The sequence below is a fragment of the Cysteiniphilum sp. genome (genome assembly GCF_057495195.1).
Window position 1 is genome coordinate 1 of the sequence record NZ_JBXTEF010000070.1, and the last position, 14,786, is coordinate 14,786.

Here is a 14,786-nt window from a genome sequence, read left to right on the forward strand (position 1 = left end):
TTCACAGCTCAACATCTTTTTTCCTGAACGGTTAAAACTTGAGCTTTAGGGTGACACAGTTGAGTGAACAGTCTCGAAAGTAGCCGTGTTATTGGCAGGATGTGGTGTTTATGATGGTAGTGAAATTCATGAGGCTGTGTTGACATTATTATCTTTATCAAAACGTGGTATTGAATATGAGATAGTTGCACCAAATATCATGCAGCATCATGTGATTAATCATCTAACAGGTGATCAAGAGCCGCAATCACGCAATGTATTGATTGAGGCAGCACGCATCGCCCGCGGTGAAATAAAGGATCTATCCTTAGCCAATGCAGATGACTATGCAGCACTGATTATCCCAGGTGGCTTTGGTGCGGCTAAAAACCTATGTAATTTTGCCCTGAAGCAAGATAGTAGTTTTGTTGTCGAGCCAATTGTTTTAGCATTTATCAACAAGTTTAAAAGTGCACAAAAGCCTGTTGGCTTTACCTGTGTTGCCCCTGTTATTGCCGCGGCAATATACCCCAATGTAACGTTAACGATTGGCAATGATCAAACAACGGCTGATATTGTTGAGGATAAAGGTGCCAAGCACGTTAATAAATGTGTTACTGAAATATGTATTGACCAAATAAATAAAGTGGTAAGTACACCGGCGTATATGATCGGGCAAAGTATTGCAGAAGTGGCATCAGGAATAGATCACTTAGTTGAAGCAGTTGTATCTTTGAGTGTAGATCATGTTGTCTTTGCATCAGCAGAAGTTAAATAAAATCGCTCAACACGCGGATTAATCGCGGTAAGCATGGCATAACTTGAAGTGCCTATATGTGTGGCAACATCATCAACTAACAAATCAGAAGTGCCAAACAAAGTGACATTATCACCAATATGAATATTTTTATTCATGCCAATATCAATTGCCATCAGATCCATCGAGACTTTGCCTGCAGTAGGGTAAAGCTTGCCATTGATGGCCACCATGGTGCCGTTAGGAGCAGCTTGCGGATAACCATCACCATAACCAATTGTCACAATGGCGATTTGGGTTTTTGATTTGGCAATATATTGGCGGTTATAACCCACGGAATCCCCCACATCAATGGATTGAATTGCTACAATATGACTATGCAATGTCATAACAGGCTTAAGTGTGCACCTTAATAATGGGTGTGCGGCAGCACATGCACCATAAAGCGCTAAACCAATGCGAATGGTGTTGGTGTTAAAATCATTATTATTTAAGAGTGAGGACGCTGAGTTAAAGGCACTGATATGAACAAATGATTTATCTTTGATTAATGCTTGAAAGTGTTGTAATTGCTTTAATGTAAAAGATTGATCACAAGATTCTGATTCGGCTAAATGCGTTAATGCATTGAGAGGTTTATGATATGATTGTGCTTGAGTGTAAAGCACTTCAAACTCGTCTTCTGATAACCCCAAGCGGTTCATTCCTGTGTTGATTTTAAGCCATATCTCAGCGTGTTTATTTTGAAAATACTGACCAAGTAACTCATATTGATAGGCGCTATGAATAATCGGAATAAGTCTGTAGTCAATAAGTGTTTGTACCATGTCTTTGGAGAAAAATCCTGAAAAAACAATGACTTTGGTTTTCTTAACTCCTGCCAAAATAAGCTCGATACCTTCCTCAACACTAGCAACGCCAAAATAATCGCATAAACCATCTAATGCCTTAGCAATCTCAACCGCACCATGACCATAGGCGTTCGCTTTGAGCATAATAATCATGGATTTATTTGCGTGCAATGCACGGATATTGGCAAGATTTGCCAATAGATGACAAATATTAATATGCGCAAAGGCACGTAAATTGTGATGTTTTGCTGTCATGGTGATAACATCAAAGGCTATTAAATCAATGGATTGGACTAGGATAACGCCTTTTGCTCTAAGCACAAGCGCTTATTCGCTAAAAGAAAGTTTTGTAATGTTTTTAATCCTGATTCTGTCAAATAAGCCTCAGGGTGATATTGGATGCCATAGATAGTTAAGTGCTTATGTGCAAATGCCATGAGCTCATTGTTCATCGTCAGTGCGATTGGTTGTAAATCATCTGGTAAGCTTGTGATGTCAACAATCAGTGAGTGATAGCGTGTTACTGTCAAAGGCGATTGTAGCCCTTGGTAGAGTGAGTGGTTGGTAAAATGAATTAAACTGCATTGCCCATGCATAATGTTAGCTGCATGAATGACTTTAGCGCCAAAGTATTGTGCTAATAACTGATGACCAAGGCAAATGCCTAAAATCGGTATGTTGCTATCAATGATGCGTTTGATCTCAGGGTATAAATGTGTTAATTCATCAGGGTGTCCAGGACCTGGCCCTATAATGACGCCACTAAATTGGCTGTAATCAATCGATTGATCAAGTTGATCTGATTTGAATGAGATAATTTTCTCACCCAATTGGGCAAAATAATCCATTAAAATATGGGCAAATGAATCATAGTGGTCAATAAACAGTAACATCTTAATTTTTATACTTCTTACATGGTTGTTTGTGCGCTTAAAAAGCACGATATTTTACCTCGAACATCATTAATAAGGTAAATGTTTTTGCTTGATTTTAGTTCTTCTATAGAAATTGAGCGCTCATGAATTTGCCCAGCTTGAAGTAGTTTAGCGCGCGCAATGCCAGGTAATAGACCATCACTAACAGGTGGTGTATATAAGATATCATCGATTTCAATGATAATATTATAAAAACGTGCTTCAGTCAGGTGATGTTGTTCATTGAGGAAAATAAGCTCGCAATTTGGCTTATCCGCAATATATTGGCTGTGCTTCTGTGTATAAAAGCCACGTGTGCTGTGATCATCGGTTTTATGCTGCCATAGCGGGTTATTTGAGTCTATTTGCTCAGGACAAATAAATAGTTCAATGTGATAAGGAGTGGGTGATTGCTCAAGTTGTTGATGCGTAATCGTCAAATGCCCGTGATAATCCACAGCAACTCGAAGTTTATATTGTTCATTGTTTGCCGTGATGAGTGTTTCACAATATTGCAATAATGCAATTCTTAACTTTGCTATATCCAAAGTAAAGTGTAAAACAGATACGGAATTGCATAAACGTTCAAGATGTAAATCACACGATGTAAGCCCATTTTTATCATAAAGCATGCTTTCAATCAGTTGAAACTGAGGGTGATACAAGCGTTTGATAAATTGAATTTTGGTGGTCATTTCTTTCCATTCGTCATCTTGTGTAGACTGAATGGTAAAACCGCCACCAACACCGCAATGCCATAGCTCATTATTTTGTTGTGTTAATGTGCGAATAGCAACACTAAAGCACATATCATTATTTGGCATAATATAGCCGATACAACCTGTGTATAAACCTCGCGGAGGTTCAAGCTGTTGAATAATTTCCATCGTGCGTTTCTTGGGTGCACCAGTGATCGAGCCGCAGGGAAACAAATGCTCAATAATATCGGCAAAAGGGATGTTACTATCGACTTTGCCGGAAATCGTTGAGGTCATTTGATAAACGCTTTTATAGGTTTCAATCGCAAAGGGCTTACTGACCTTAATTGAGCCTCTATCGCAAATACGAGCAAGGTCATTACGCAATAGATCGACGATAATTAAATTCTCGGCTTTGTTTTTTGGGTCTGTTCGTAAAAATTCATAGGATTGTAGATCGTCATTGTGATCATCAAAACGTTTGCTAGTGCCTTTCATAGGGTTTACTGTGATGGTGTCGCCTTGCTTTTTAAAAAATAGCTCAGGTGAAAACGATAAAACAGTCATTGGCTTAAATGGTAGAAAAGCACTATAGCTCACCGGTTGTTGTGCTTTTAGTTGCGTGTAAAGCTCATAAGGAGCTAAGCTGGATCGCAACTTAATGCGCTTGGTATAGTTGATCTGATAGCTTTCACCATCGGTTAATGCTTGTTGTACACGCTTGAAGTCTCTGGCATATTGCAATTGAGAGAGTGGGTCATAAATCAGGTCTATTGCAGTGCTATTAGTAGTAGTGGTTATCTGAGTTTGAAGTAGATCTGGTGAACATTGCTCAAAGGCAATAAAATGTAAAAGTGGCGTGTTGAGCCTTTGAGATGCTGTTTTCAAGGAAGTAAAATCAGGGTTTAAATGATAAGCTGCTTCATAGCTGATAAAACCAACAAGATATAAGCCTTGTTGTTGTAATTCTGCTAATTTTGCAAATGCAAATTTTAGCATCTTGGGATCAGTGCATAGGACTTCACTATATGGTTTGCTAAAATAAAAACTCTTGTCACTGCTGTCTAAAGTGTTTTCAAGATAAGCAAATGGAGGTAGATGATTGTTAGGCATTGTCGATCTCTTTTTTTAAGCGAAAGCGGTCAATTTTACCGGTGATATTAAGGGGGAGTTGCGGGTATAAATAGAGCTGATCAATATGTTTATATGCGGCAAGAAATGGCGTGATAAATGTGTTAACGGTCTCTAAAGTAAGTGACTGATTATCTTTGGTAGCAATGCATGCACAGATAAGCTCACCCCAAATATCATCTTTCTTACCAATAACTGTAACTTGCTCAATTTGCGGCATTTGATGAAGATAGTGCTCAAGTTCCAATGGTGCAATTTTAGAGCCACCTTTGACAATGATATCTTTAATACGCCCAAGAAAGTATAAATGACGTGTATCATCAATATATCCATAATCACCCGTGGCTAGCCACTTTCCTTGGTGAGAGATTGGCTGCATCGGTGCTTTAATATATAGCTCGCCAATGTGCTTATGATCATCGTTAACATGCTTAAGATGATCGTGTTCAATCGCTTCAATTTTTATCTCGACATCATCAAAAATCTTGATTTTATTGTAAACGCTAGACGCTGTAAGATTTTGCGCATAGCCATAGACTTCGGTCATTCCCAAGCCGTTTAGTAACGGTGTATTAAAGGTTTCTTTGATCAAATGTATTAAAGATTCACTTGGCTGATCACCTGCAACGCTTAAGTGCCTAAGTTTATGGGTTATTGGCGTTTTCTGGGCTTCAAGTGCTAACTGGTAATACATTGTTGGTAGTAGTGCCAATGCTGTGACTTTATGTTGATTAATCAGTTTGAGTGAGGTTGTTGCATCAAAGCTAGGCGCTAATACCATGCAATTGCCAAGAGCTATGTTGGGTAATAGCTGATATGAAAAGGCATAGGCGTGATTAAATGAAAGATGCACAAGGGATATATAACCTTTATTAAGACCATAATCAAATTGACGGGCATAGGCATAAGCTAGAATTTGATGCGTGTAATGTCCATGAAAGTTATAGTGCCCACCCGTGCCAGAGCTTATATGATAGGTGATACCTTCATTTTGGGCTTGAGGTAAATCGGTAGTATCAGTGCTGGAGGCTTTCTTTAAGCGCTGTAAATAATCTAAAGCATTATCAATAATAACAAGTGTAATCTGCTGAGTTTGGCAATAATGATTAAGTGCCTCAGAGTGCTGCTTTGGTTCAATTATTAACAGATCTGGCTTGGCTCTTTTAACAAGCTCAAGTAACTCATTGGCAATAAAGCGTGGGTTAACTGGTATACAGTTGATTCTTTGATACCAACTTGCAAAAAAAAGCCCAACAGAAAAAGGTGAGTTATGTATTGCAAACATGACTTTAGTTGCGTTGTTTTCTTTTAACCAGTGGGCAATGCTAAAAGTGTAATCATACATGTTCGCATAGCTAAACACTTGATTTTGATAGATAAACATTGGCGTATCATCTAAGCGTTTTAGATGCGCTAGAAAGTGATCAACAGTTTGAATGTCAGTGGATGTTAACATGCCGGCTCTTAATACCTATTGTCAATAAATCGATATTTTAGGGTAAAGAGTAACTTAAAACAATTGAATCTTTAGTGCATGCTTTGCCATCAAAATAAGTAGTATCAGCTAGCACCTTTCCTCTTGTGGGATATGTCGTTCAGCTTAGAGTGAACGGGTGAGAGGGAATTAAAACGCAATTTATTCTTGATTCATTACTATAAAAGTGAAGTATGCTGATATAAAATGATGGCATTGCAAAATGAGCTAAAAGGATGATAAAGCAATGTCAAATTATTTAATCAAGTCACCAACGATTGTCAATGAGGGCAAAGTTTTTGTCGCTGATGTATTAGTAAAAGACGGTAGAATTGCCAAGATTGCCCAAGATATTTCTACCACCTCTGATGTGAAAGTAATCGATGCTGAAGGGCTACATTTGTTGCCTGGTATGATCGATGATCAAGTGCATTTTCGTGAGCCTGGATTGACATACAAGGCGGATATTGAGAGTGAGTCAAAAGCGGCAGTTGCCGGAGGTATTACCTCCTATATGGAGATGCCTAATTGTAACCCTGCAACGGTGACGATTGAGCGACTCAATGCAAAAAAAGCACTAGCGGCAACCAAATCACATGCTAACTATGCTTTTTATCTGGGTGCAACGAATGATAATGTTGATGAGCTTAAACGTTTAAGCCCAGGGGATGCCTGTGGCGTTAAGATCTTTATGGGTGCATCAACCGGCAATATGTTGGTTGATAATGTTAAAACCTTAGAAAGCTTCTTTGCTAATTCGCCGATTCTTATTGCCACACATTGTGAAGACACACCAATGATTGCGCAAAATGAAGCGGCATATCGTGCGCAATATGGTGAAGATGTACCGTTTGATTTGCATCCTTTGATTAGAAGCAGAGAAGCTTGTATTAAATCATCTACCTTGGCAGTTAGTCTGGCTAAAAAGTTTAACACTAAGCTTAATGTGCTGCACATTACCACCAAAGATGAGTTGCAATTGTTTGCGGAGAACAAAAATATGTCACTTGCTGACAAGCGTATTACTGCTGAGGTTTGTGCACATCATTTATTCTTTTCACGCAAGGATTATCACGCGCGGGGCGCTTTAATCAAATGTAATCCTGCAATCAAAGAAGAAGAAGATCGTTTGGCGTTGCTTAAAGCTGTTAATGATAATGTATTAGATGTCATTGCCACGGATCACGCACCTCATACGTGGGCTGAAAAACATCAAAGTTACTTCAAGGCACCATCTGGCTTGCCATTGGTGCAGCATGCGTTATTGTCATTGCTTGAGTATTACCATCAAGGTGTTTTTTCATTGGAGAAAGTTGTTCAAAAAACTTCACATGCGCCAGCGATAATCTATCAGGTTGAAGAGCGCGGCTTTATCCGTGAGGGTTATTGGGCTGATTTGGTGTTAGTCGACCTTAATGCGCAACAGCATATGAGTGATGTTGCGGCAAAATCAAAATGTGGTTGGTCACCGTTTAGCGGCTTAACTTTTTCATCAACAATTAATAAAACATTTATTAATGGTGTTCTGAAGTATGATCATGGGCGCATTGTTGCAGATGACTTAGGTGTGAGCCTAGATTTTGCGGCGTTTTAATCAGTCATTAATTGGCTATGACCATATTCCTGCCTACTTTGATTGTGTAAGCGTTGGCTGAGCGCAAGTCGAAGCCTCTATGAAGTGTGATTACCCTTCGACTTACGCTCAGGGTACGGTGAACACTTGTGGATGAATATTTAGTCTTAGCCCATTAATTTTATGACTACTCTTTTGTGAGTTATTTTGTTGATTGCTTGCTTCTAAAAGGTGTTTCTCAACTGTCATCCAGTAAAAACCATAGTGATTCATCATGCTCTCCTATTACTTATTATTAGTTTGTGTATTGGCATATTTTTGTGCTTCATCATTTGCTAACCAGTGCATCATATAAAAAATCATAAGTTTTCTTAGGCTGTTATTTGTTTGGTATAAGTATATTATATGTTCTGATATTGCTAGATGCAGTTTCAAAGGTGTAACCTAATGTATTAATCTTGATACATCTTTGTAAGTTATTTTAAGCAATTAAGCAAAACCAGTTACGAGCGGCATAAAACTAATATATATTAGCCATACTCTATGATGAGGTAAGTGGATAAGTAAATATGAATGACTATAATTTTTTTGATGTTGCCATTGAGGCATCGGCACTTAAGTTTGGTGAATTTACATTAAAATCAGGGCGTATTAGCCCTTATTTCTTTAATGCAGGGCTGTTTAATCATGGCAAGACCTTGCATCAATTAGCAGAGTGTTATGCGGCTAAATTAATAGAGAGCAAGGTACAATTTGATGTGTTATTTGGTCCTGCTTATAAGGGTATCTCTTTGGCGGCACTTGTCGCCTCTATTTTATATAGTCGTTACGGTAAAGATATTGGTTTCTGTTACAACCGTAAAGAGCAGAAAGATCATGGCGAGGGTGGCATGCTTGTTGGTGCTGATATCAAGAATAAAAAAGTATTAATTATCGATGATGTGATCACTGCAGGCACGGCGATTAAAGAGGCTATTGAGATCATTAGAGATCATGGTGGGAGCATTGAAGGCGTTTGTGTTGCGCTAGATCGTCAAGAAATTGCTCCTAACGAGGAAATATCAGCCGTTAAAATGGTTGAGAAGGCTTATCAATTTCCTGTTTATGCGATTGGCAATCTAAATGACTTAATTGACTATCTTAAAGAAAAAGGGCAGATTGAGCATGAGTTGATTGAGCGTATGAAAAGCTATCAGCAAAAGTATTCAGTGGCGCAAAAATAAGCTTTGGCTGTGCTTGTTGTTTCTCTCAAAAGCATGTATCATACGGCCGTTGCTAAGCTGTCACGATGTTTTTTATGGTTAAATATATCAAATATCACATGGGAAGTTTAACAAAAGAAATAAATCTTAGGAGAAAACACTATGTTAAGCACCGAGCAAAAACAATCGATCGTTTCTGAATATCAACGTTCAGAAGGCGATACGGGCTCACCAGAAGTACAAGTTGCATTATTGACAGCTCGCATTACCGGGTTGCAAGGGCATTTTGCATCGCATAAACAAGATTTCCACTCAAGACGTGGTTTGTTGCGTTTAGTCAGTCAGCGTCGTAAGCTTCTTGACTATTTGAAGAGCAAAGATATCGAGCGCTATCGCGCATTGATCGGGCGTTTAGGTTTACGTAGATAAGATCAAAGATACGACACACCGCAAAACAATGATAATAAGGTACACACGTGAAAATATTTAAAGAAGTCTTTCAGTTAGGACAACATCAAGTAACGTTAGAAACTGGATCAATGGCGCGTCAAGCGGCAGGTTCGGTTTTGGTTACTATGGGCGACACCGTTGTATTGGTAACGACTGCAGCGCGAAAAGAGGCTAAAGAAGGTATAGATTTCTTCCCATTGACAGTCAACTACCAAGAAAAAGCATACGCAGCAGGTAAGATTCCAGGCGGGTTTCCACGTCGTGAAGGGCGACCAAGTGAAAACGAAACCTTAACGGCTCGTTTGATTGACCGTCCGTTGCGCCCGTTGTTTCCAGAGGGCTTTTATAATGAAGTTCAAGTTGTGGCAACCGTGTTATCATATGATTCTGAGGTGCCACCGGATATTCCAGCGCTGATCGGTGCTTCGGCTTCGTTGGTATTATCTGGGGTGCCATTTGAGGGTCCTGTTGCTGGTGTGCGTGTCGGCTTTATTGATGGGCAATATGTTTTAAACCCATCATTTGCCAAACTAGATATTTCAGAGTTGGATTTAGTTGTCGCCGGTACGAAAGATGCCGTGTTGATGGTTGAGTCAGAAGCAAAAAGTTTGCCAGAAGATGTCATGCTTGGTGCTGTTTTATATGGTCACAAAGAAATGCAGGTGATCATTGAAGCAATTAATCACTTAGCGAAATATGCTGCTAAGCCGCGTTGGGAATTTATGCCACAAGCGGAAAATAAGGCATTAAAAGAGCAAATTAAATCACGTTTTTACAGTGAGATTAAAGCAGTTTATCAAGAAACTGAAAAACAAAAGCGTGTTGAGGCAATCAACCAATTACGTAAAACAGTGGTTGAAGCTATTGTTGCTGATGAAACTGAGTTAGAAGAAGTTTCTGTAGAAGAGATTAAAACAATTTTCCACGACATTGAAAAAGAAGTCGTTCGTAAAAATATTTTAAGTGGCTTGCCACGTATTGATGGTCGTGATACACGTACAGTGCGTCCAATTAATGTGCGCACAGGTGTTTTACCTAAAGCGCATGGTTCAGCGTTGTTCACACGTGGTGAAACACAAGCTTTAGTGGTGACAACTTTAGGTAATGATCGCGATGCACAGTTGGTTGAGACTTTAGGGGGCGATAAGAAAAATCGCTACATGTTACATTATAATTTCCCGCCATACTCAGTTGGTGAAACGGGTATGATTGGCACACCTAAGCGTCGTGAGATTGGTCATGCTAATTTGGCGAAACGTGCAACACAAGCTGTATTCCCAAATGAAGATGCTTACCCTTATGTTATCCGTGTGGTATCTGAAATTACGGAGTCAAACGGTTCAAGTTCGATGGCAACAGTTTGTGGTTCATCACTGTCAATGATGGATGCCGGCGTGCCGTTAGCCGCTCCTGTTGCAGGTATTGCAATGGGGCTCATTAAAGATGGCGATAAATATGCGGTATTGTCAGATATCTTGGGTGATGAGGACCACTTGGGTGATATGGACTTTAAAGTCGCGGGTACGCGCTATGGTGTAACAGCTTTGCAGATGGATATCAAGATCAAGGGTATTACGCGTGAGATCATGCATGCCGCCCTTGAACAAGCCCGCGAAGGTCGTTTACATATTTTGGGCATTATGAATGAAGTTATTTCTGAGTATAAAACAGAAACCTCTGATAATGCGCCACAAGTTGAAGTCATTACAATCGATCCAAGCAAAATCCGTGATGTAATCGGTAAGGGTGGTGCGACGGTTAAAGGTATTACTGAGAAAACTGGTGCATCGATTGATACCTCTGATAATGGTGAGGTGAAAATTTTTGCCAAGAGCCGTAATGCATTAAATGCTGCCATTGAAGAAGTGTTAGCATTAACAGCCAGTGCTGAAATTGGTCAAACCTATAGCGGTAAAGTCGTTAAAGTCCTAGATTTTGGTGCGTTTATTAATATTCTGCCTGGTAAAGATGGTCTATTGCCATTTGCTGATCTTGAGAGCATTGGCGTTAATCCAAATACAATGGCAGAAGGCAAAAGCATGAATGTTATGGTGCAAAACATTGATCGTATGGGCAAAATCAAGCTTGTACCAGTTCAAGAATAGTAAGTGAAATAAGGGAGCAAAAGAAAGCAAAATGAGCGTCCAACAGGCACAACCGCTTAATTTTACTGATGCAGCTGCTTTGAAAGTAAAAGAGCTAATCTCAGAAGAAGACAACAACGATTTGAAGCTACGCGTATATATCACTGGAGGTGGTTGTTCGGGGTTTCAATATGGCTTTACCTTTGATGAAGCGCAAAAAGAAGATGATATGATCTTTGAGAATCATGGTGTTTATTTATTGGTAGATGCGATGAGCTTCCAGTATCTTGTCGGTGCTGATATCGACTATAAAGAAGATGTCGAAGGTGCTCACTTTATTATTCGTAACCCAAATGCTAAAACCACCTGTGGTTGTGGCTCTTCTTTTTCTGTTTAAGTTTTTTTCAAATTATAGGGCGTATACAATACGCCCCTACGGTTATATGGCACTGGGGCGAGAGTAATGTCTTGCAATAATTTACTCAATAATGGAGTTGAATCAGTGGCTGATATTTGTATTAGGTTGCTTACATCTGCCGATTGGCAATTATGGAAAACAATACGCTTACAAGCGTTAAAAGACTCACCTCAGAGCTTTGGTTCATCCTATGAGGAAACCTTGCGTTGTAATGATCAGTATTTCAAAAATATGCTCGAGAAAAATGATGTTTTTGCGGCTTTTGATGGTGGAGATATAATTGGCTGTGTTGGTTTTTCGTCTTTGAAGAGTGCTAAAACCGCGCATCGCGGAATGATTTGGGGCATGTATACCTCCCTAGCTGTTCGTGGTAAGGGTGTAGCTAAGCAATTGATGCAGCAAGTAATCAAGCATGCTGCTAACTCTGTGACGCATCTACATTTGCATTGCGCGACTGGAAATACTGCAGCACTGGCATTATATCAACAACTGGGCTTTGAGATTTATGCTACAGAGCCAAAATCAATAAAAGTGCACAATCAATTCTATGATCAATATTGGTACCGATCATAAACCATTTTACAGTATTTCTTCCTTTGCCTTTTATGTGATTTTAATAAGTTGAGTTTTGAGAATAGTCATAGCTATTACCTGCAATTCAGCTTATTAAAATTTTCACAAAATGCGTTGAAATTAAACACCGCAAAATGATTTACGAGCGGTACAATGATGTTAGAATTAGCATAAGTTTATCGTGTTGACTTAAGGAACCATATGAAAGTCGCCTTTATTATTGATCCATTACATACCTTTAATATCAAAAAAGACACTGCTTATATGATGATGCTATCGGTTGCCAAGAAAGGCTGGCAACAGTATGTGTTTGAACTAGAAGATATATTTGTCGAGGATGGTGTTGCATATGGAGAAGGGTGTGAACTAACGCTCACTGCAAGCAAAGAACATAACAAATGGTATCACCTAAACCCAATGAATAAAGTGAAACTAGGTGATTTTGATGCGATCTTTATGCGTAAGGACCCACCGTTTAATATGGAATTTGTCTATGTGACCTATATTTTGGAAGTGGCTGAAAAGCAAGGTGCGTTAATTATCAATAAGCCGCAAACCTTAAGAGATGCCAATGAGAAGTTTTCAATTACGCGTTACACTGATTTGGCGCCAAAAACCATGGTGAGTCGTTCATTTAAGCATATTAAGCGTTTTATTGATGATTATCAGGATGTGGTGGTTAAGCCGCTTGATGGTATGGGGGGCGAGTCAATTTTTCGTATCCAACCAAATGATCCCAATAAAAATGTCATTCTAGAGACAATCACAAAATATGAATCACAATTTATTATGGTGCAGCAATATCAATCAGCGATTAAAGATGGTGATAAACGTATCTTAATCGTAGATGGTGAGCCATTAGAATACTTGGTGGTACGCATTCCAAGTGGTGATGATAGTCGTGGCAATTTAGCGCGTGGCGCATCAACGGTGGTAAGAAAGCTTACGGCTGAAGAGTATGAAATTGCTAGCATTGTTGGCAGGGATCTCAAACAAAGTGGCGTGCTATTTGCCGGCATTGATGTTATTGGTAATTGTTTGACTGAGATTAATATAACCAGTCCAACGATGACGCAACAAATTTTTAATGAAAGTGGTGTCAATGCAACAGATATGCTGATGGATGTCGTTGAAGATCGAGTGATCAATCGAAAGTAAATAAGAAGAAATAGAAATAGATAGGAATAAATAAAATGACAAAATCAGAAAATTTGTTTAATCAAGCAAAGCAATATATTCCAGGCGGTGTTAACTCACCCGTGCGTGCGTTTAAAGGTGTTGGTGGCACACCTAAGTTTATTGCTAAGGCAAAGGGTGCTTATGTTTATGATGTTGATGCCAATGAATATGTTGATTATGTTGGTTCTTGGGGGCCGATGATCTTGGGACATGCTGATGATGATGTGATCAAAGCAGTGCAAGATCAGGCCGCACTTGGCTTAAGCTATGGTGCGCCATGCGAGCTTGAGGTAAAACTTGCCCAGAAGATTTGTGATTTGATTGATAGCATTGATATGGTGCGCTTTGTTAGCTCTGGCACTGAAGCAACAATGAGTGCTGTGCGCTTAGCGCGAGGCTACACTAAACGTGACAAGGTGATTAAGTTCGCTGGATGCTATCACGGTCATGCTGATCAGTTTTTAGTGGCAGCGGGATCTGGCGCGTTAACGCTTGGTGTACCAAATTCACCAGGTGTGCCAAAAGATACGGTTAAAGATACATTAACAGCATCATTTAATGATCTAGAGAGTGTTGCTAATTTATTTAAAACATATCCCGAGCAAATCGCTTGTATTATTTTAGAGCCAATTGCTGGCAATATGAACTTGATTGAACCCACCAAAGCATTTTTACAAGGCTTGCGTCAATTATGTGATGAGCATGGGGCTTTACTTATCTTTGATGAAGTGATGACAGGCTTTCGTGTTGGTCTAACGGGCGCGCAAGGCTTATATCAAATCACTCCTGATTTAACAACCTTTGGTAAAGTGATTGGTGGCGGCATGCCTGTGGGTTCCTTTGGCGGCAAAAGAGAAATTATGGAGCTTATCGCACCTGTAGGTGGTGTGTATCAAGCAGGGACATTATCAGGCAATCCAGTGGCAATGATCGCAGGATTAGTCACGTTAGATAAGATCTCGCAACAGCGATTCTATGAGGCGCTAACAACCAAAACACAAAAGCTTGTTGATGGGCTAAATCAAGCGGCTCAAGCACAAGGCTTTCCATTTTTAGCAAAATCTTTGGGTAGTATGTTTGGCGTGTTTTTCACTGATGCACAAGATATTCTAAGTTTTGATGATGTTAAGGCGTGCGATTTAGCGCGCTTTAATCGTTTTTTTCACTTTATGCTTGAGCATGGTGTTTATTTCGCGCCATCCGCATTTGAGGCAGGTTTTATGTCGATTGCACATAGCGACCAAGAGATTGATAAAACAGTTGTATTGTTTGCAGAGTTTCTAAAAAAAGAAGCTGTAATTGGTTAGTTTATCATTAAAACTTAAATTGTATGAGTCTGGATATAATCTGACATACTCGGGGCTATCTAGCTGCGAGCAGAGTAGGGGGAATAAATCATATTAATGTTGTAAATGTAGGACTATAACCCATATTTCGCACCAAAATTATAAAATTTGATTTATCATCTACTGTACAATAAAAATATAATGAAGATTCATGCTT

General features: G+C 39.4%; 13 protein-coding genes. 9 read left to right on the plus strand and 4 right to left on the minus strand.

Features of this window, described 5'->3' with window-relative positions; all coding sequences use genetic code 11:
- Nucleotides 1-85 precede the first annotated feature (85 nt).
- Complete coding sequence (gene elbB / locus ACY10D_RS06480) at nucleotides 86-757, plus strand: isoprenoid biosynthesis glyoxalase ElbB (RefSeq protein ID WP_486999951.1); 672 nt, start codon at nucleotides 86-88, stop codon at nucleotides 755-757.
- Here elbB and alr read toward each other — a convergent pair.
- Genes alr through ACY10D_RS06500 form a run of 4 tightly spaced genes read right to left on the minus strand, consistent with a single transcriptional unit; the run spans nucleotide 724 to nucleotide 5,786 of the window.
- Nucleotides 724-1,908, minus strand: coding sequence for an alanine racemase (alr, locus tag ACY10D_RS06485; protein WP_486999952.1), 1,185 nt, complete (start codon nucleotides 1,906-1,908; stop codon nucleotides 724-726). The genes elbB and alr overlap by 34 nt on opposite strands.
- Nucleotides 1,881-2,480 carry an anthranilate synthase component II gene (locus tag ACY10D_RS06490; protein WP_486999953.1) on the minus strand — a complete coding sequence of 200 codons (600 nt, stop codon included), beginning with the start codon at nucleotides 2,478-2,480 and terminating at the stop codon, nucleotides 1,881-1,883. Before ACY10D_RS06490 ends, alr begins: the two co-directional genes overlap by 28 nt.
- Nucleotides 2,481-2,497: 17 nt before the next feature.
- Nucleotides 2,498-4,312, minus strand: a complete 1,815-nt coding sequence (gene pabB / locus ACY10D_RS06495; protein WP_486999954.1) for an aminodeoxychorismate synthase component I — start codon at nucleotides 4,310-4,312, stop codon at nucleotides 2,498-2,500.
- Nucleotides 4,305-5,786 carry a class I adenylate-forming enzyme family protein gene (locus ACY10D_RS06500; protein WP_486999955.1) on the minus strand — a complete coding sequence of 494 codons (1,482 nt, stop codon included), beginning with the start codon at nucleotides 5,784-5,786 and terminating at the stop codon, nucleotides 4,305-4,307. The genes pabB and ACY10D_RS06500 overlap by 8 nt, the downstream gene beginning before the upstream one ends.
- 265 nt (nucleotides 5,787-6,051) lie before the next feature.
- Between ACY10D_RS06500 and ACY10D_RS06505 the strand changes: the two genes are divergently transcribed.
- From ACY10D_RS06505 to hemL, 8 genes are all read left to right on the plus strand, one after another.
- Nucleotides 6,052-7,398 carry a dihydroorotase gene (locus tag ACY10D_RS06505; protein ID WP_486999956.1) on the plus strand — a complete coding sequence of 449 codons (1,347 nt, stop codon included), beginning with the start codon at nucleotides 6,052-6,054 and terminating at the stop codon, nucleotides 7,396-7,398.
- A gap of 548 nt (nucleotides 7,399-7,946) precedes the next feature.
- Nucleotides 7,947-8,600: an orotate phosphoribosyltransferase gene (pyrE, locus tag ACY10D_RS06510; protein ID WP_486999957.1), complete on the plus strand. Its 654-nt coding sequence runs from the start codon at nucleotides 7,947-7,949 to the stop codon at nucleotides 8,598-8,600.
- Nucleotides 8,601-8,741: 141 nt separating this feature from the next.
- On the plus strand, nucleotides 8,742-9,008 hold the full coding sequence (gene rpsO, locus ACY10D_RS06515; protein ID WP_192482986.1) for a 30S ribosomal protein S15: 267 nt from the start codon (nucleotides 8,742-8,744) through the stop codon (nucleotides 9,006-9,008).
- 47 nt (nucleotides 9,009-9,055) lie between these two features.
- Entirely contained in the window at nucleotides 9,056-11,134 is a 2,079-nt protein-coding gene (pnp, locus tag ACY10D_RS06520; protein ID WP_486999958.1) for a polyribonucleotide nucleotidyltransferase, read from the plus strand.
- Nucleotides 11,135-11,165: 31 nt separating this feature from the next.
- A complete protein-coding gene (gene erpA, locus ACY10D_RS06525; RefSeq protein WP_192482984.1) occupies nucleotides 11,166-11,510 on the plus strand; it encodes an iron-sulfur cluster insertion protein ErpA in 345 nt (114 codons plus the stop codon).
- Between the two features lie 66 nt (nucleotides 11,511-11,576).
- Nucleotides 11,577-12,104 carry a GNAT family N-acetyltransferase gene (locus ACY10D_RS06530; RefSeq protein ID WP_486999959.1) on the plus strand — a complete coding sequence of 176 codons (528 nt, stop codon included), beginning with the start codon at nucleotides 11,577-11,579 and terminating at the stop codon, nucleotides 12,102-12,104.
- A 201-nt stretch (nucleotides 12,105-12,305) separates the two neighbouring features.
- Nucleotides 12,306-13,262, plus strand: coding sequence for a glutathione synthase (gene gshB / locus ACY10D_RS06535; RefSeq protein WP_486999960.1), 957 nt, complete (start codon nucleotides 12,306-12,308; stop codon nucleotides 13,260-13,262).
- A 35-nt stretch (nucleotides 13,263-13,297) separates the two neighbouring features.
- Nucleotides 13,298-14,590 carry a glutamate-1-semialdehyde 2,1-aminomutase gene (gene hemL / locus ACY10D_RS06540; protein ID WP_486999961.1) on the plus strand — a complete coding sequence of 431 codons (1,293 nt, stop codon included), beginning with the start codon at nucleotides 13,298-13,300 and terminating at the stop codon, nucleotides 14,588-14,590.
- Nucleotides 14,591-14,786 lie beyond the last annotated feature (196 nt).